The organism is Hymenobacter sp. 15J16-1T3B (genome assembly GCF_020711235.1).
In the GTDB taxonomy this organism is placed as follows: domain Bacteria; phylum Bacteroidota; class Bacteroidia; order Cytophagales; family Hymenobacteraceae; genus Solirubrum.
In genome coordinates this window covers 64,554-83,050 of the sequence record NZ_JAJFAV010000009.1, presented here as the reverse complement: position 1 = coordinate 83,050, position 18,497 = coordinate 64,554, and the positions used below count along the sequence as shown (strand labels likewise).

13 protein-coding genes are annotated in these 18,497 nt (G+C 67.0%); 3 read left to right on the top strand and 10 right to left on the bottom strand.

What is annotated here, in order from left to right:
* Positions 1-64: 64 nt before the first annotated feature.
* Positions 65-1,000: a D-2-hydroxyacid dehydrogenase gene (locus LJ737_RS16000; protein WP_227767510.1), complete on the bottom strand. Its 936-nt coding sequence runs from the start codon at positions 998-1,000 to the stop codon at positions 65-67.
* Positions 1,001-1,200: 200 nt separating this feature from the next.
* On the opposite strand from LJ737_RS16000, the gene LJ737_RS15995 reads away from it, so the two are divergent.
* Positions 1,201-3,300 (top strand): ATP-binding protein, encoded by a 2,100-nt coding sequence (locus LJ737_RS15995; RefSeq protein ID WP_227767508.1) that lies wholly within the window; start codon positions 1,201-1,203, stop codon positions 3,298-3,300.
* 22 nt (positions 3,301-3,322) lie between these two features.
* Here LJ737_RS15995 and LJ737_RS15990 read toward each other — a convergent pair whose 3' ends face one another.
* The 8 genes from LJ737_RS15990 to LJ737_RS15955 form a co-directional block, all read right to left on the bottom strand.
* Entirely contained in the window at positions 3,323-4,420 is a 1,098-nt protein-coding gene (locus LJ737_RS15990; protein ID WP_227767507.1) for a lipase family protein, read from the bottom strand.
* Positions 4,421-4,532: 112 nt separating this feature from the next.
* Positions 4,533-5,429 (bottom strand): hypothetical protein, encoded by an 897-nt coding sequence (locus LJ737_RS15985; RefSeq protein ID WP_227767505.1) that lies wholly within the window; start codon positions 5,427-5,429, stop codon positions 4,533-4,535.
* Between the two features lie 22 nt (positions 5,430-5,451).
* On the bottom strand, positions 5,452-7,125 hold the full coding sequence (locus tag LJ737_RS15980; RefSeq protein WP_227767503.1) for an FAD-binding dehydrogenase: 1,674 nt from the start codon (positions 7,123-7,125) through the stop codon (positions 5,452-5,454).
* A gap of 166 nt (positions 7,126-7,291) precedes the next feature.
* A complete protein-coding gene (locus tag LJ737_RS15975; protein WP_227767501.1) occupies positions 7,292-7,981 on the bottom strand; it encodes a hypothetical protein in 690 nt (229 codons plus the stop codon).
* 294 nt (positions 7,982-8,275) lie between these two features.
* Complete coding sequence (locus LJ737_RS15970) at positions 8,276-8,971, bottom strand: hypothetical protein (protein WP_227767498.1); 696 nt, start codon at positions 8,969-8,971, stop codon at positions 8,276-8,278.
* A gap of 153 nt (positions 8,972-9,124) precedes the next feature.
* On the bottom strand, positions 9,125-9,490 hold the full coding sequence (locus LJ737_RS15965) for an MmcQ/YjbR family DNA-binding protein (RefSeq protein WP_227767496.1): 366 nt from the start codon (positions 9,488-9,490) through the stop codon (positions 9,125-9,127).
* 236 nt (positions 9,491-9,726) lie between these two features.
* Complete coding sequence (locus LJ737_RS15960; protein WP_227767494.1) at positions 9,727-10,407, bottom strand: metallophosphoesterase; 681 nt, start codon at positions 10,405-10,407, stop codon at positions 9,727-9,729.
* 10 nt (positions 10,408-10,417) lie between these two features.
* Positions 10,418-10,654, bottom strand: a complete 237-nt coding sequence (locus LJ737_RS15955; protein WP_227767491.1) for a hypothetical protein — start codon at positions 10,652-10,654, stop codon at positions 10,418-10,420.
* Between the two features lie 250 nt (positions 10,655-10,904).
* Here LJ737_RS15955 and LJ737_RS15950 point away from each other — a divergent pair, with 250 nt between their 5' ends.
* The gene (locus tag LJ737_RS15950) at positions 10,905-13,055 is read left to right on the top strand and encodes a carboxy terminal-processing peptidase (protein ID WP_227767489.1); all 2,151 of its coding nucleotides are present in this window, start codon (positions 10,905-10,907) and stop codon (positions 13,053-13,055) included.
* A 778-nt stretch (positions 13,056-13,833) separates the two neighbouring features.
* Here the strand turns inward: LJ737_RS15950 and yiaA are convergent.
* Entirely contained in the window at positions 13,834-14,274 is a 441-nt protein-coding gene (gene yiaA / locus LJ737_RS15945; RefSeq protein WP_227767488.1) for an inner membrane protein YiaA, read from the bottom strand.
* A gap of 503 nt (positions 14,275-14,777) precedes the next feature.
* Between yiaA and LJ737_RS15940 the strand changes: the two genes are divergently transcribed.
* Positions 14,778-18,497 carry a choice-of-anchor J domain-containing protein gene (locus tag LJ737_RS15940; protein WP_227767486.1) on the top strand — a complete coding sequence of 1,240 codons (3,720 nt, stop codon included), beginning with the start codon at positions 14,778-14,780 and terminating at the stop codon, positions 18,495-18,497.

Sequence of the window (18,497 nt, the reverse complement as noted above, 5' to 3'; positions counted from 1 at the left end):
GCCTTAACGTACCGAGCCCGGCCACTTTAGCCGGGCTCGGTTGTTTTTGGTGAAGGGCGGTTTGCTAATACCCCCGCCGCAGCTCCACTAGGTTCTCGGGCGCCTCGCCGCGGCGCACCCGCTCGAGGTTGCCGAGGAAGATGTCGATTTTGCCTTCGTCTTCGCGGGGCTGGCCGCCGGCGCTGTGCTGGGTGAGCAGCACCCGGGGCATGGTCCAGAGCGGATGCCCGGGCGGCAGCGGCTCCTGGGCCGTCACGTCGAGTACGGCGCCGCCGAGGTGGCCGGCCTGCAGGGCGCGGATGAGGGCGGGCTCGTCGGTGGTGGTGCCGCGGCCCACGCTGGCGTACACGCTGCCGGGGCGCATGGCCTCGATGAGGTCGGCCGAAAAGAAGCCGCGGGCGCTGCCGGGCAGGCAGTTGATGACCAAGTCCGTATCGGGCAGGGCGGCGCGCAGCTGGTCTTTGGAATGCAACTGGGCGCGGGCGTCGGTGCGGGCCAATAGACGCACCTGGCAGCGGAAGCCGCGGAGCTGCTCCTGCACGGCCAGGCCGATGGCGCCGGCGCCGAGGATGATAACGCGCTGCCCGCGCAGCAGCCGCAGCCGCTTGCGGATAGGAGGGCCTACCCATTCCTGGCGGCTCTGCAACACGGCCAGCTCGTCGAGGTGGCGGTACTGGGCCAGGATGCCGGCCACGATGGTTTCGGCGCAGGGCCAGGCAAAATAGTCGCCGACGTTGGCCACCGGGCACGGCAGCACAAGGCCCGCGTACTGGTCGAAGCCCGCCGAATCGATTTGCCAGAACCGCAGGCCGGGCGGCTGGTGCTCACTTAGCCAGGCCGGCGGTGGGTTGCCCAGCAGCAGCTCGGCCGCCTGAAAAGCGGCCAGGTGCTCGGGTGCCGGCTGTTCGGTGCGAAAAACAACCGCGAAGCCCGGCGGCAGCTGCCGGCGCAAGTAGGAACGGGCGGAGTCGGTGAGGGCGGAATAAACGAAGAGGCGCATGGCGAAAAGCGGGAAATAAACCGGGCGGCGCGGGGCGGCCGGGCGGTGGGCCCGGCGCACCGGCGCTAGGCGTTGCCTGCTTACGGCTAGAGCCGGCTGGGCGGCCGGACAACGCACGAAGAAACGGCGCGGCCGGCCGGCTGCGCCCCGCGTCTGGGCGGGAGGCGCACGGAATGCTTGGTATTAGCTAATTTTCACGCATGAAGTCATGCCGCGCGTTGTTGTCCGGGTTGCTGTTGGTGCTCGGGCTGAGCGTGCCTGGGCGCGCCCAAAGCCCGCAAACGGCAGTGCTGCGGCGGGCCTTGGCCCGCGCCACGGCCGATACCACCCGCGCGCTGCTGCTGGCCGACCTGAGCGCCACCTTCCGCTACTCGCGCTTTGATTCGGTGCAGTACTACGCCCGCGAGGGGCTGGCCCTCTCGCGCCGCATCGGGTACACCAAGGGCGAAGGGCGCAGCCTTTCGCGGCTGGCGCTGCTGCAGGCCGAGCGCGGCAACCTGCCCCAGGCCCTGCGCACCGACCTGCGGGCCCTGGCGCTTCACCAGGCGGCCCACGACGCGGCGGGGGCGGCCCGTACCCTCAACCAAACCGGCTTGCTCTACCAAGCCCTCGACGATTACCGGCCGGCGTTGGCTTACTACTACCGCGCCAAGCGCCTGTACGAGGGCATCAGCGAATCCGACGACTCGCGCGTGGTGAGCGTGCTCACCAATCTGGGCTCCACCTACGTAGGCCGGGGGCAGCTGGACTCCGCCACTTACTTCCTCAATCAGGCCTACGAGCTGACCAACAACTCGCGTAACCTCCACAAAAGCCCTTGGGGCAACCCTATGCCCTACGTGCTGCGCGAACTGGGGCTGCTGGCCGTGGCGCAAGGGCGCACCAGTGCCGCCATCGATTATTACCGCCGCAGCGTGCAGGCAGCCCGGCCCGAAAACGACCAGCGCAGTGCCTGCCGGGCCTACCAATACCTAGCCGAGCTGTACCGCGACCGGGGCCAGACCGACTCCTGCATCTTCTATGCCCGCCGCGCCCTGCAAACCGGCCAGACGCTGCCCTACGTGGTGGGCGTGGTGCGCACTAGTCGCCTGCTGGCCGACGCGTTTGGGGCCCGGCAGCAGCGCGACAGCACGCTGAAATACTTCCTGATTCAGCAGACGGCCGAGGACAGCCTCTACAACCCGCAGCGCATCAAGCAGCTCGACGCCATCGGCTTTGCCGAGCAGCAGCGCCTGCAGCAGCTGGAGGACGAGCGGGCCGAGTACGCCGCCCGCCTGCGCAGCTACGCGCTGTGGGGCGGATTGGGCGCGCTGGCGTTGCTGGTGCTCGGTTTGGGCTACTACAACCGCCGGCAGCGCTTGGCCAATGCCGAGCTGCAGCGCCTCAATGCCCAGGTTACGCACCAGAGCCAGGAGCTGACCAACCAGCGCGACCGGCTGGCCGAAATGCTGCAGGAACTGCGCACGGCCCAGCAACAGCTGGTGCTGCGCGAAAAAATGGCGTCGTTGGGCGAGCTGATGGCGGGCGTGGCCCACGAGATTCAGCAGCCCGCGCAGGCCATCCGCAACCTCGCCGGCGTGAGCGAGCAGCTGTGCCAGGAATTGCGGCAGGAGTTGGTGAAAGGCCCGGAGCTGCAGCCCGCCGACCTCGAACTGCTAGACGAAATGCTGCTGACCCTGGCCCGGCACCAGGCCAAAATCAACCAGCACAGCCAGCGGGCGGGCGGCATCGTGCGCGGCATGCTGGAGTACGGCGGCTCGCAGCCCGCCGCCAAGCAGCCCACCGACCTCAACGCCCTGGCCGAGGATTACCTGCGCCTGACGTACCACGACATGCGCGCCAAGCAGCGCAACTTCCACGCCGCCCTGCTGCCCCGCCTTGATCCGGCCGTAGGCACCGTAGACGTGGTGCGCCACGACCTGGGGCGCGTGCTCATCAGCCTGTTTGCCAACGCGTTTTACGCCGTGCAGGAGCGTCGTCAGCACATCAATGCGGCGGCCGACGACGCCGCGGAGTACGTGCCGCAAGTGGTGCTGACGACGGAGCGTACGGGGCCGCAGCAGGTGCGCATCGTGGTGCGCGACAACGGCTTGGGCATTCCGGCCGAGGCGCAGCCGCTCGTGTTCGAGCGGTTTTTCAGCACCAAGCCCGCCGACGAAGGCCCGGGCCTGGGCTTGGCCCTGAGCCGCGACATCGTGCGCAGCCTCGGCGGCACGCTCACGCTGCACACCGAGCCCGGCGTCTTCACCGAGCTGGTGGTGACGCTGCCTGTACCCGCCGTGGCCCCGGTGCTGATGTAGCGGGCGGTGCAGCAGCCTCCGGTTACGGCAGCCGCTCGGCCAAGTACTGGTAGGGCTGGAACAAGTGGTGGGTAAACACCTTGTCCGGGGTATCGGGGTGGCGCTGGTAATACGCCGCGTCGGGCAGCAGCACCACGGTGGGGCCGATGCGGGCGTAGTTGTTGCTGGGAAAGTACGGGCCGGGCTGGTATTCCGGCAGGTACTTGCGCACCTGGCCGGCTAGCAGCGTGCCTAGGTAGCGCTGGTACACGCGCTGGGCTTTGCGCGTGGGCTTATCGAGGCGGCCGAAGGCGTAGCCCAGGGCCAGGCGTTTGCCCAGCGGCTGCCCGCGCAGCAGCTTGCGCGCCCCCACAAAGGGGGTGGTTTGGTTGAAGTCCCGCAGCGTCTGGATGGAAACCGGGGTTTCGGGCACCCAGTCGGCAGCATTGACCACGTTGACGCTCCAACTGCCCTGCGGCGTGTGGCTGCCGGCTTCGTATTCGTAGGCGAAATACTGGTTGCCGGGCTTGGGCGCGGCGCTGCAGTAGGTTTTCAGGCGCAGGTCGGCGGGGAGCTGGCCTTGGCGCTGCAGCTGCCGCAGGTGGGCCGTGAGCAAAAAGGCAATGGCGCCGCCCTGGCTATGACCCATGAGCAGCACGTCGCGGGTGCCGCGGCGGTAGCAGGAGTCGAGGCGGGCGAGGATGTCGGGGGCCAGGGCAGCGGTGCCCACGAGCCAGCCGGCGTGCACGGCCGCCCGCGGGTTGTCGGCCAGGGCGTAGCGGAAGGTTTGGGTGCTGCTCAGGCGCAACTCGCCCCGGGCCGGCAGCATGGCTGCGTAGAAATTAGCCAGCCAGCTTTCCGCCTTGATGGTGGTGCCGCGGATGCTGACCACGGCCACCCCGCGGCCGTTGTGCCACAGCTCCCAGCGGTTGTCGAGCCCCACGACGGGGGAGCGGTAAACCCGCCGAAACTGCTGCGGCGGGGCAATGCCGGCGTAAAACGAGCTGTCGTCGGCCAGGCGCGCGTGCAGGCGCAGCAGCTCCAGGTACTCGGCTCTGTCGAAGCCCGGCTGCAGGCGCTGGGCGCGGGCGGGTGCCAGGCACACAAGCAGCAGCAGGCAGCAGAAAGCGAAACGGGGCATCTTGAACAGGCGCAGGACGGAAGAAAGCCGATTATCCTGGAAAGGACGGCAGCTACCTAAGCGACAGGGCCAGCAAATGTTTGAGCATCCCGGCCACAAAGCCGCGGCAAGCTCATGCCTGGAATCCGCCCGTTTCCTGGGGCCAGTGCGCCAGGGCTTGGTCCAGCCGGCTGCGCAAGGCTCGCAGCGAAGCCTCATCACCTGCTTCGGTCCGCTGCAGCCCCGCGTAGGCGTCCCGCAGAGAAGTCAGGGCTAAATAATCGGTGGCAAATTCGTCCGGAGCGGCGGCGCCGGCGGCTTGGGTTACCTCTTCTAGATCATCCAGCAAGACCGTAAAATCGGCCACCACCGCCCGGTAGTGGGCGGCGGCCTCGGCGGGGCGGTTCAGCTTTTCCAGCACCTGGCCCATGCTGATCATCACCGGCCCGACCATGTGGTGGTAGTGCGCCATGATGGCCATGGTTAGTTGGCCGCAGGCATGCCAGGCACGGTGCTCGTTCGCAGCATCGTGCTGCCGCGCGTAATACCGGCCCAATTCGCCGGCCCAGGCCTGCAAAACCGCCCCGTCCATCCAGATTTTGCCGTTGATGCCGTTGCGCGGGTAGTCACCGGCATTGCGTTGGATGTGGGCTGCGCCGGCCTTCAGCCAGTCGCGCAGGGCAGCGGCCAGCGGGGCAAGCACCGATGGCGCGGCATTGCTATATTCCAGCACCCGGATTGCCCGGCCGAGCTCTGCCACATCGGCGGTGTATTCAGCTTGGAGCGGCAACGCCAGCTCCGGAATAGCATTGCCCACCAACCCTTCGCGCAACACCCGTAGGAAAAGCGGTGCAACGGGCGTCTTTCCGGGCTTTACGCGGGACCATAACCGCCCCAAGCCAGTAAGCGCGGCCGCGGGCAATCGGGCCTCAATCAGCGCAAGGGCCTGCTGGGTTTGTCCGTGCGCCAAAGCCGTCAGAAGGTCCTGATGTTCACTGTAGCTAATGAGGGTTTGTATGTCGGGGCTCATGAAGTAGGTGATTTATGCAGCGTTAGGTCACCGCTCCGGCGGCGGCCCGCCCCGCCGCCCGGCCCGAGAAGATGCAGCCGCCCAGAAACGTGCCCTCCAGCGCCCGGTAGCCGTGCATGCCGCCCCCGCCGAAGCCCGCCACCTCGCCCGCGGCGTAGAGACCCGGTACCGGCTGCCCGTCGGGGCCGAGCACGCGGCTGCTCAGGTCGGTTTGCAGGCCGCCGAGGGTTTTGCGCGTCAGAATGTGCAGGCGCACGGCGATGAGCGGGCCCGCCCCGGGGTCGAGCAGGCGGTGGGGCGGGGCCGTGCGAATGAGCCGGTCGCCGAGGTAGGCCCGGGCCCCGCGGATAGCGGTAATCTGTCCGTCCTTGCCGAAGGCGTTGGTCAGCTGCGAGTCGCGGGCCCGGATTTCCCGCTCCAGCGCGGCCAGCTCAATCAGCGGCTCGCCGCCCACCAGCGCGTTCATGCCCTCGACCAATTCGGGCAAGGTGTCGCGCACCACGAAGTCGGCGCCGTGCTGCATAAACGGGGCCACCGGTCCGGGCACGCCGCCGCGCACCCGCCCGAAGGTTTGCAGCACGCTTTTGTTGGTCAGGTCGGGGTTTTGCTCCGAGCCCGACAGCGCAAATTCCTTGCGGATGATCTTGCGGGTGAGGACAAACCAGGAATAGTCGTGGCCGGTCTGCCGCAGGTGCTGCAGGGTACCCAGGGTGTCGAAGCCGGGGTACAGCGGCCCGGGCAGGCGCCGGCCCCGCGCGTCCAGCCAGAGCGACGAAGGCCCGGGCAGAATGCGGATGCCGTGCTGTGGCCAGATCGGGGCCCAGTTCTCAATGCCCTCGGTGTAGTGCCACATGCGGTCGGGGTTGATGATGCGGCCGCCGGCCCGGGCCGTGATGCCGAGCATGCGTCCGTCGACGTGTGCGGGCACGCCCGAGAGCAAGTGACGTGGCGGCTCGCCGAGGCGGGCGGGCCAGTTCTGGCGCACCAGGTCGTGGTTGGCCCCGATGCCCCCGGCCGTGACGATGACCGCCTGCGCCCGGAACGTGAAGCTGCCCACGGCCTCGCGCGAGGAGGGCTGTCCGCGCTCGGCCTGGCTCGGGGCCAGCACTTCGCCGCTGGCGCCCACCACCGCCCCGCCCTGCACCAGCAGCTCGCTTACGCGGTGTCGAAACTTGAAGGTGAGCAGGCCGCGCCGGGCGGCCTCGCGCGCGCGCTCGGCGAAGGGCGCCACCACGGCCGGGCCGGTACCCCAGGTCACGTGGAAGCGCGGCACGGAATTGCCGGGGCCCTGGGCGCCGTAGCCGCCGCGCTCGGCCCAGCCCACCACCGGAAAGAAGCTGATGCCGCGCTGCCGCAGCCAGCTGCGCTTTTCGCCGGCCGCAAACTGCACGTAGGCCTCGGCCCAGCGGCGGGGCCAGTGGTCCTCTTCGCGGTCGAAGCCGGCGGTGCCCAGCCAATCCTGCCAAGCCAGCTCGTAGGAGTCGCGGATGCCGAGGCGGCGCTGCTCGGGCGAATCGACCAGCAGCAGGCCGCCAAACGACCAGAAGGCCTGCCCGCCGAGGTTTTGCTCGGGTTCCTGGTCGAGCAGCAGCACGCGGCGGCCGGCTTCGGTCAGCTCGCAGGCGGCCACCAGCCCGGCCAGCCCGGCCCCGATGATGAGCACGTCGGCTTCGGCGGTGGAAGTGGGGGAAGTCATAAGGGAATGCGCGGTAGGAGTGGAGCCGCCAACTTACGCACTTCCCGCTTCGGGGGGGAAAGAGCACGGCGAGCCGCCAGGGCAGCCGCTCGGCGGTACGACGCCGGCGCTGGCGGCTCGCCTGCGGGCTGGGGCACGTGGGGTGCCGTTCGGCCCCGAGGACAGCCTAGAACGTCACCGTGTAGCGCCGCCGCGTGCCGTGAGGAATGTAGAGCGTATCGGCGGAAGTGGTGCGGATGCCGTTGCGGTTTCGGACGTGGTTGACCACAATGGGCTGGTCGCCGGGCACGGGCACGGCCGCGTCGAGCAATTCCGAGGCCCACCCGATAGCGGGGCCGCCGCCGTAGGGGCCGATAACGGTGTGCGAACCGTAGAGCGAGGCAAAATTGCTCCAGTACGAGTCGTTCGGGCCGATGGCCTGGCGGTTGGTAATGGCCAGCTCCACAAAGGCTTTGCGCGGCACCAGGTAATTGCCGATGGTCACGGCGGTGTCGCGCACCAAATCGGGCAAGCTGATTCGGCTGTCGTCGAGTTGGTAGTAGTCGTCGGCTTTGACGGCGTATTGGAGCTGAAAATAACCGGCGGCCAGCTCATCGTCGCGGAGCAGGAAGCTGAGCTCAAAGTTGCCGTTGCCGTCGGTAGTGGCGGCGGCTTTTTGCCGCACGTAGTAGCGGCCGCCGACCCACTGCGCCGTCAGCGGAATACCCGCCAGGGCCTCGGTGCCGCCCGCCGTGACCAGCCGGCCCCGCACGACGGTGCAGTTGCCCGGGCAAGTGCCCAGGTCCGCATCGTTTTCGACGCAGCCAGCCGCGCCGAGCAGCAGGCCCGCGCCGATAAGAAACCATTGATGCTTCATAATAAGGGATGCTAGCAACCAAAGTCTTTGATGCGTTGGGCATCTTTGGGGTTGGAACCGGGCTGCCATACGCACCGAATATCCGCAATCCCAGGTGCCAATTGCTCGCCGCGGCATTCTGGCGCGACCCTGCCAGCGCCTCATTCGGCTCGATGACCTCTTGCCCAATGCTGCAAACGCCTTCAGCACTTGGTGGCTCCGCAGTGTGAGCAGACGCGCAAGCTTCGCGAAACGCAACAACGGCCCGCGAATACCCGCGGGCCGTTGTCCTAGGAGGATACCCCGACATACTGCCTAGGCGGCCGTAGCGTCGGCCAGGGGCTGGCCCGCGGGGAGGCTGTAGTTGCGGCCCGGCGCGAAATCGAAAAAGCGGTACACGGCGGCCGGCTCGTCGAAGTGCAGCTCGAGCTGGGCCTTCACGCGGCGCAGGGCGCGGGCCAGCCGCTGCCAGTCGCCCGCCGCCGACACGCGGGCCGCGTCGAGAATAGCTTCGGTGATGGTACGCGCGTTGTCGGCTTGGGTCAGCTGCTGGAACACGGCACGGGCGTCGGCGGGCAATGCCGGGTACTGCAGCGCCGCGTGGTGAACGTCGTAGAGGGCCAGCAGCTGCTTGGACTGCCGCAGCAGGCTGGCGTGGTCGAGCTGGGCCAGGCGACTCTTGCGGTGACGCATGAAATCGGCGTACGCCGGCTGCTTGCGCAGGTGCGGCGTCACGTAATCCTTCATCGTGTCGTCGACGAACGTGAGCCAATCCCGGCGGGCGGCGCGGTAGGCCGCGGAGTTGCCCGCCGGCGCGGGGCCGGCTTCGGCTAGGTCAACGTCAAAGGCGTTGAGGGCGGCTTGCAATTCCGCGAGGTGAGGGTCAAACGCAGCCGGTAGCTCGGCGGCCCCAAGGGCCGTGAGCACGGCGGTGCCTAGCGCATGAAAGCGGACGCGGGAGACGGGCAGCGTCGTAAAGAAATTAGCAAAATAGGCTGAGTAGGTAGACATCTGTACTAACGCTAACCGGTGGACAAAAAGCCCGGCCGAGGCCGGGCCCAACCGGGCGCAAGGTACCAGCCAGGTCAACGCGGGGGTATTCGTGCCAGCCCGGGAACTGTACCCGTGCTAGCCCGGATATTGGGCACGTTTGGAGCGCAGCGTCTACTGAATGGGCGCCCCGTCCGCCGCCAGTTGCTTGCGCAGCTTCAGGGGCAGCTTTTCCACCACCAGGCGGTACGATTCGCGGATGAGCTGTTGCCAGCGCTGCGGGCTCAGGCGGCCGATGTCGTCGAGGTGCAGCCAGTGGTAGCGGGCCAGGTGCGAGGCGGGCGCAAAGCCGGGCTGCTCCAGCAACTCCGTGAACTGCGCGGGCGTGGCCTTGAACGAGGCCGTGGGCGGCACCTCATCGGGCGAGGTGATAAGAAACATCTTGCCGCCCACGTTGAAGCACAGGTGGTGGTCCCACTTGATGTCTTCGGTGACGCCGGGCAGCTGGCGGCAAAGCGTTTGCAGGTCTTCGATGGTCATGGCGCGGGGCGGGGAAAGCCCCGAAGCTACTGCCCGCGCGCGACTTTCAGTAGCCGCTGCCGCCTGGGTTATCTTACCGCCGGGGCGGACGGATCGACGGGCCGTGCGAGTACCGTCGCCGATGGGTTGAAGTTGCCCACGCCGGCCGGGGCGCTTGGCTGCGCACGCAGGGGCTTGTTGATGGCGGGCATGTGTGGAATAGGCAGCCGGCAAAGAGAGAAAATGCGCCCTGCCTCTTAGCGGCCCTGCACGCCCGGGTACAGCTCGGGCACCGGGTCGCTCTGCACGTAGGCTTTGGTGCGCACGTTGAGCAGGGTCAGCCGCCCGCCGAAGCCGGCGCCCTGGTCCACATTCCACACGTTTTGACGCTGCTCGGGCGCGGGGTGGCCGGGCCAGGTGGGCGTGTGGCCGATAAAGCATTCGTGGTAGGCGGCGGCCCGTTGGTGCTGTTGCCACAGCTCGCGCGTCCAGAACAGGTCGAACGGATCCTGCTCGTCAATTGGCAGGGCGGGGGCGTAGCCGGCGTGCACGTACAGGTTGCCCAGCTCGTCCTCGTGGTACGTTTCCTGCTTGCCGAAAAACTCGTTGAAGTGCCGGTAGAGGCGCTCAGGCGGGCCGGTGCGGTAGGCGTCGTAGGTGGCGCGGCCGCCCTGGCTCAGCCAGCTCGGGCTGACTTGGTCGGCGGCGGGCTTGGTGGCCAGCCACGCGGCCGTCCACCAGTCGTGGTTGCCAACCAGCCAGATGCTATTCGGAATGGCCAGCAGCATTTCCACGCAGCGAGGAGTTTCGGGCCAGCCGTCCGACACGTCGCCAAGCTGAATGAGCCGGTCGATGCCGGGGCGGAAGTCGCTGCGCTCCAGCACCTGCGCCAGGGCGCGGGCCGCGCCGTGAATGTCGCCGAGCACGTAGGTTTCCATGGGCGGAGGACTAGTTGAGCAGCTTTACGGTAGAGAGGAGGTACACCAAAAAAGCGCACAGCAGCGCGCCGGCCAGCAGGCTCGTACGCGTCGGCCACCGGGCCGGTACCACGGGCCATACGCGGCGCCGGAAATAGACGTTGAGCCAACGCCTCACGAAATGGAACCGCAGCTGCGGCAGATACGCCACGGCCACCAGCAAGGGGAAGATAAAAGGCGCGGCCAGCATGCCTTGGAGCAGAATCATGGGAAAGAACGGTAGGCGGGGCAGGCTTGCCAACCCATGAAGCGCACCAGCCTCTGGAAACCCTTTGCGCCGGCCTCACATCATCATGCGAGGGGTGCAACCCGCCCCGGCAACGCGTGTCTACATGAAGTAGCTTATCTTGGAGCTACGTTGCGCCCCTGTGGCCCAACCCGAAGACGGGTGGCCGGCCCACTATTGCGGCCCTCCGTTTTCCGCTCGTATCCTCGTTTCTGCTTTTCCTGCCCACCGTATGGCGCCTTTTCGCTCTTCCCTCGGTTTCTTCTCGGTGCTGCTGCCGGGCTTTTTGCTGGCCATTCCCAGTTCCTTTACCCCGCACGCGGCGGCCCCGGCCGACGGCGTGCCGCTGCAGAAAAAGCAAGTGCTGCTCGGCACCGTGGCCCAGGGCATGACGGTGGCCCACGTGCAGCCCGAGCAGCTCGACGACGCCTTCTCGCGTCGCGTGTACGCGCTCTACCTCAAGCGGCTGGATGCGGGCAAGCGGTTTCTGCTGCAGAGCGACATCAAGCAGCTGCAGCGTTACGAAACCGGCATCGACAACGAGGTGAAGCAAGGCAAAACGGAGTTTCTGGACCTGAGCACCAAGCTCATCAACCAGCGCCAGCGCGAGGCCCAGGCCATTTACCGCGAGCTGCTCGGCAAGCCCTTCGATTTCACCGCGCAGGAAACCATCGAAACCGACGTCGACAAGCTCGCTTACCCCGCCGACGAGGCCGCCCGCCGCGAGGCCTGGCGCCGCCTGCTCAAGTACCAGACGCTAACGCGCCTGGCCGAGCTGCTGGACGAGCAGGAGCGGCAGCAGACCAAGGCCCTGGCCGCCGCCGGCGCCAAGCCCTCCGAGGCCACCATGTCGGCCCCGGTGCGCACCACCGCCCAGCTGGAGGCCGACGCCCGAAAGCAAGTGCTCAAGTACTACGACGAGTATTTCAACGACCTGATGCAAACCGACGAGGCCGACCGCCTGGCCGAGTTTGCCAACACCATTGCCAACACCTTCGACCCGCACTCGGAGTATTTCGCGCCCAAAAAGAAAACCGACTTCGACCTGGCCGTGACCGGCCGCCTCGAAGGCACCGGCGCCCAGATGGGGGAGAAGGACGGCCAGATTGTCGTCACTTACATTGTGCCAGGCTCAGCCTCGCACCGGCAGGGCGAGCTGAAAGCCGGCGACGTGGTGCAGCGCGTGGCCCAGGGCGCCGCCGAGCCGGTGGCCGTGGAGGGCATGCGCCTGGATAAGGTGGTACAACTGATCCGGGGCAAAAAGGGCACGGAAGTGCGCCTGACGGTGAAAAAGCCCGACGGCAGCGTCAAAGTCATTCCGATCATCCGCGACATCGTGGTCATCGAGGAAACTTACGCGCAGTCGGCCGTCATCAACGAGGGCGGCAAGAAAATCGGCTACATTCTGCTGCCCAGCTTCTACGCCGATTTCAACCGCAACGGCGGCCGCAGCTCGGCCCAGGACGTGCGCCAGGAGTTGGAAAAGCTCAAGGCCCAGAACGTGCAAGGCGTGGTGCTCGACTTGCGCTTCAACGGCGGCGGCTCGCTCTACGACGCGGCCGAAATGGCGGGCCTCTTCGTGCCCGAGGGCCCGATGGTGCAGGTGAAAAGCCGGCAGCGCGCCGCCGAGCTGGTCAGCGACCCCGACAGCAAAACCCAGTACGAGGGGCCGTTGGTGGTGCTGGTCAACCGCTACAGCGCCTCGGCGTCCGAAATTCTGGCCGGCGCCATTCAGGATTACCAGCGCGGCGTCATCATGGGCAACACCACCTACGGCAAGGCCACGGTGCAGCGCGTGTTCGAGCTCGACGACATGATGAACCCCGAAGTGGCGGCCTACAAGCCCTTCGGCTCGCTGAAAATGACCATTCAGAAGTACTACCGCGTGACGGGGTCCAGCCCGCAGTTCAAGGGCGTCACGCCCGACATCATGGTGCCGGATGCCTACAGCTCCCTGGCCGACGGCGAGCAGGATACCGATTACCCACTGCCCTGGGACGAAATCACGCCGGCTAAGTTCCAGCCCTGGGCCGCCGCCCCGCCCGTGGCCAAGCTCAAGGCCGCCAGCGCCGCCCGCGTAGCTGCCAACCCCTCCTTCGGCCTGCTCACCGACGCCGTGCAGGGCATGGCCAAGCGCCGCCAGGAAACCCGCGAGTCCTTGAACCTGGCCAGCTACCGCGCCGAGCAGAAGGAAGCCCGCGCCCTGAACGAGAAGTTCAAGGCCATTCAGCAGCAAACCGCGGCCCTGAACGTGACGCCCCTGGCCGCCGCGGCCCCTTCGGCCGACAGCGTGCAAACCAGCCGTGCCCAGCGCTTCATCGCCCCGCTGCGCAAGGACCTGACCCTGCGCGAGGCCGTGGCCGTGCTTCAAGACGAGCTGTAAGCAAGCCCTGCCCCCGGAAGCGCCAAACGCACCAGGCCCGCTACTGCTCATCAGTAGCGGGCCTGGTTGTTACTGGCCGGCTTGGGTCATCAGAAACCTGCGTCCACCGCTGTACGGGACCAGTCGGTTTCAGCACCCAGACCCGGACGTAGCCGCCGGGCCCTTCGCCGTTGCACTACACCACGGTAAGTGGTGCCGACTTGCTAGGCCTGAAACGCCGCCGAACTGTTGTACCGATTCTGGTATAGGAAAGCCGGAATGCTCACGGACCAGTCTGCCACTGCAACCTGTAGCCGGGCCGCTTCCGTGCGCGGCCGCGTGCCATCGATGTAGTCCACCCAGCCGACGGTTGCGGAGCGGTAGCGCCGATGCGGGGCTTTCGGCGGAAGGGCACGAGCACCGGCTTGTACACCCGTTCCGGGGGCAGTTGGGCAAGCGGGACACCGGACGATGCGGTTGCGGTGCGGGTAGCCTTGGGGGAAGCTACCCGCGGCAAGCCGACTGTGCGGCACGTTCACGCTAACCCATTCCCGTAGCTAGGGGTAGACTTCGGTATTGTACAGGAAAACTTTGCCCGCACTTGCCCGCCCAGCCGTGTGGTTGGGTCTGCGCGTTGGAGTAACCGTCCGCGTCTTGGGTAATGGGGGCTTCGCAGGAAAACGCCCTGGCTACGGACGGGCGTTAGGCTGGGCATGGCTAGCAGCGGCAGTAATTAGGGGGCAACGGGCATAACCCAATAGGGGGTTGGCTGGCTGCAAGACGCCTCCCAGGCACCCGGCTACGCTTCCTGCTCCACCCGCGGGCGTTCGGCCGCGCGCTGGGGCTGCTCGGTGGCGGGCTGCTGGTTGTCGCGGGTGTTTTTCTGCACGGCAATGGCAGCAAACAAACTCAGGGCGAAGGACATGGCGTAGAAGCCCTTTTCGCTGAGCGTGAGCGTGGCATTCCATAGGCCCACCACCAGCAGCACCACGCACAGCACCGTGGAAAACCAGCTGATGGCGTAGTACAGGTTGGTAACGGGAATGCCTTCCAGCCGGTCGCGCACGCTCTTTTGCACCGAAATGGCCGCGAATAGCCCGTACATGAGCACGGCAAAGTAATAGCCCTTTTCGTTCAGGGCCATCTGGGCATTCCAGAGCCCGACGATGTAAGCCAGCATGCCGATGAGCAAAGCGGCCCAGGAGGCCCCGACGAATGCGGAAGAGGGTTGACGGTTCATGGGATTGGGATGAGCAAGTGGGATGAGAGGATGAGGGCGTTACGGCTCCAGCGGGTTGGCCGCTGCCGCCTGACAAAGATTACGGCTCTTGAATTTTTATCGACTCACATAAACGGGTAGGGTCTGACTTTACAAAATGAGCAGTAAACTCTTAAAATGTGCCTGTAAGAGCTACAGGCTAATTTTATTGAGGCAGCTAACTGATCTTGAAAATAACTCTGCGAAGTATGTTTTACTGGTGAACCGGGATTAAGCAGCCAGCCTGCAAGGCCGCAGGCGAGGCCAAACCACGTCCCGAAAGGCAGTACCATCAGCCACGAGGCCTTGCAGATGTTTGTTGTACAATTAACAGCCATGTTGTAATTAAAATATGTAGTAAGGTATTCATATAGTTGGCTTTACTGATACTTTTGACCTGCCTTGGGCCGATGCCACCATCACGGCCGGGACAGCTGCCTATGTACATGTCTACTCTTTGCCGACGGCCGGGGCCGTGGGTCTTCATGCTGTTGTGGTTATGTGCCGCTTCGGGTTTGGCGCAGATTCCGCGAAGCGGGTATTTAAAAGAGGGTTTCGAAGGCGGCACTTTCCCGCCGGCCGGGTGGCAGCAGCTCAATGTCACGGGCGCGCAAACGTGGGTGCGCAGCACGGCCCAAACCAAAACGGGCAGCGCCTCGGCGTTTATCCGCTACCAGAACGCGGGGGCTGGTGAAGATTGGTTGGTGCTGCCGCGCTTCCGCGTGGCGGCTAGCGACTCGCTGACATTCTGGTTGCGGCTGGCTTTCAAAGGCTATTCTCCCGACGAACTAAACATCCGCCTCTCTACTACCGACTCGGCTACGGCCTCGTTTACCACCGAGCTGCTGCGGCTGCAGGAGGGCGTCAACTACCCCGGCAATGCCACCAGCTGGTCGCGTTACGCCATTTCGTTGAGCGCCTACGCCGGGCAGAAGGTGTACGTAGCGTTTCGTCATACCAATAACGACGGCGACGGGCTTTACCTCGATGACGTCACGCTGGGCACCAAACCTGACGCCGACGTGGTGGTAAGCAGCCTGGTGCTGCCGGGGGGCTTGGTAGTGGGCCGGAGTTACGTTCCCCAGGCCACCATCACCAACATAGGGGGGCAAGCGCAAAGCTTCCCCGTTGCCCTGACCATCGGTGCCTACGCCTCCACGCGCACCGTGACGGCCCTCGCCCCAAACGCCAGCACGACCCTGAGCTTCGATGCGTGGACGCCAACCGCCACTGGGCCTGTCACGGCCACCGTGGTGGCCCAGCTGGCCGGCGACGCCACCCCCGGCGACAATCAACTCAGCCGGACGGCGGCAGTATATGGCAGTGTGGCCACCGCTTCGGGCGCCAAGTGGCGGGCCGGGGTAAATCTGCCCGCCGGACGCTGGGCCCACGGCCTGGCCGGTAGCGACAAACCCGCCATGTTCTCGCCCGACCCTACCGTGCTCTACGCCGTGAGTGGGGGCAACAGCTCGTTCGCCAACGAAGCCAGCGTAGTGCGTTACGAGCCCGCCACCAGCAGCTGGACCACCCGCGCCGCTATTCCGCTGGCGCGCACGCAGGTGGCAGCGAACTGGCTGGGCGGCAAGCTGTACGTGGCGGGCGGCTACAGCGGCTCGTTTTCGCCCACCAACCGTCTCGACATCTACAACCCGGCCACCGACACGTGGGCCCAGGGCGCCAACCTGCCCACGGCCGTGGGCGACTACGCCAGCGTCGTGTACCAAGACTCGCTGCTGTACCTGATTGGCGGATACAACGGCGGCAGCGACGTGACGACGGTGCAGGTATACAACCCCCGCACCAATACCTGGGCGACGGGGACGCCTTTTGGCGGCACTGCCGCCGCGGGGCTGCGCGCGGGCGTTGTCGACAACAAGCTAGTGGTGGTGGGGGGCTACAGCCAGTCGGCCAGCAGTTCGCTCAGCCAAGCTTGGTTGGGCACCATCGACGCGGCCACGCCCACTACCATCAGCTGGACCGCACTGCCGGCCTATCCTGGCGGCACCATCGGCCGCCTGGCTGTCGGGGCCCTGACGAGCGGGCAAGTTGCCCGGGTATTCTTCGCCGGCGGCGACCCCAGCGGCTCCGGCGCCCAAACCTCCACCAGCACCTGGGCCTACGACCTGGCTAGCAGCCAGTGGCTGGTGGGCCCCGACCTGCTCGAAGGCGTCAGCAACGTGCTGCAGCTGGCGCCGCTGGTGCAGCAAGACAGCGTGTACCTGGTGTGCGCCGGTGGCTACACCGGCGCGGCCGTAAGCACCACCACGCAGCGCCTGAACCTGGGCCACCGCAACGACGTGCTAGGCGGCGGCGACTTAGTGGTGAGCTCCACGCGTACGGTGCCGGGCGGGGCTTACCGCAACGTGACCGTGACGAGCACCGGCGACGCCACCGTGACGGCCCCGCTCAACGCTTACGGCGCCGTGCGCGTGGAAAGCGGCGGCAAGCTGCGCCTGAACGCCCCGCTTACCGGCACGGGCACTTTTGAACTACAGGACGATGCCACCTTGGCCGTGCAAGACGCGGCGGGCCTGGCCAACGGCGCCGTGGGCGCCATCCGCCTGAGCGGCAACCGAAGTTTAGCCACCGGCGCCACCTACGTGTACGCGGGCACGACGGCGCAGCAAACCGGCGCGGCCCTGCCCGCTACCGTGCGCAACCTCACCATTGCCAACCCCGCCGGCGTCGCGCTCAGCCAAGCCACTGCCGTGGAGCGCGTGGTGCGCTGCGAAAGCGGCACACTGGCCACCGATGCTGCCAGCGGCCACACCCTTACCCTGCTCAGCAATGCCACCACCACCGCTACGGCACTGGTGGCGGCGCTGGGCGGCAGGGTAGGCGGCGATGGGGGCGTGCTCCAACGCGCCCTGGACCCGGGCAACAACACGGCCGGTCAAGGGTACCGCCACTACGCCTCCCCGGTAGCCGCTCTGACGGTGGCCGCTTTGGCTCAGCCGGGCTTCGCGCCAGTGGTCAACCCGGCCTACAACACGGCCGCGCAACCCGGCCTGACGGTGCCATTCCCCACGCTCTTTACCTACGACGAGACACGCGTCGGGCCCGCCGACCCTAGCTTTGAGGCGGGTTACCGCTCACCGGCGGCCAGCAGCACCCTGCCCGCGGGGCAGGGCTTCAGCCTGAACGTGCCCAACTGGCTGCGCGTCGACTTCAAAGGCAGCTTCAACACCGGCACCCTGTCCCTGACCGGGCTGAGCCGGGGCAGCGGCAGCAACAGCGGCTGGCAGCTGCTCGGCAATCCGTACCCGGCCCCGCTCGACTGGAGCCTGGTAACGGCCGCCGACCGCCCGGGGCTGGAAGCGGCCCTGTACGTGGTGCAGAGCACCGGGGCCTACAGCGGGCAATACCGCGCCTACGTCAACGGCGTGCCGGCCGGCAATTCCCCGCTGATTCCGGCCGGGCAGGGCTTTTTCGTGCGAACGGCCACGGCGGGCAGCGCCGGCTCCCTGACCTTCCGCGACGCCCAGCGCGTCACCACCTGGGGGGCACAGCCCGCGTTTCAGCGCACCGCCACCGCCCGGCCCGTTGCCCGCCTGACCCTGCGCGCAGCCGGCAGCACCACCCCGCTCGACGAAGCCCACGTGTACTGTGAAGCCGGCGCCACCGCGGCCTTCGACCGGGAGTTCGACGCGTGGAAGCTGCCCAAAGCCGGCCCGACGCTGGCCTTGGTGGCCCCCGGAGCGGCCGAGCTTCTGAGCATCAGTGGTTTGCCGGCCCTGCTGCCAGGCGGCCCCGAGCAAGTGGTGCCCCTGAGCGTGAATGCAACCTCCGCGGGCGCCCTCAGCCTCACCGCCGACCTAAGCGACTTTCCGGCCGGCACGGCTGTGCTGCTGCGCGACCGGGTGCGGGGCGTGCTGCAGAACCTGAGCACCGCGCCCGTGTACGCGCTGAGCACTGCTCCGGTCCCTGGCCAACTGGAATTGGTGTTGCGACCGGCCACCGTCACCGGAACGGCCACCGCCCAAGCCGCCCCACGCCTGCAGGCGTGGCCCAACCCGGCCCGGGGCAACTGCCGCCTGAGCGGTCCGGCCGGGGCTGAGGTGGCAGTGTTGGATGCCCTGGGCCGCTGCGTGCGCACCCAGCGCCTAAGCGCCGCCGGGCTGGCCAGCTTGGAGCTGGGTGGCCTCGGCGCCGGGGTGTACGTGCTGCGTGCCGGCGAGCAGGCCCTGCGCCTGGTCATCGAATAG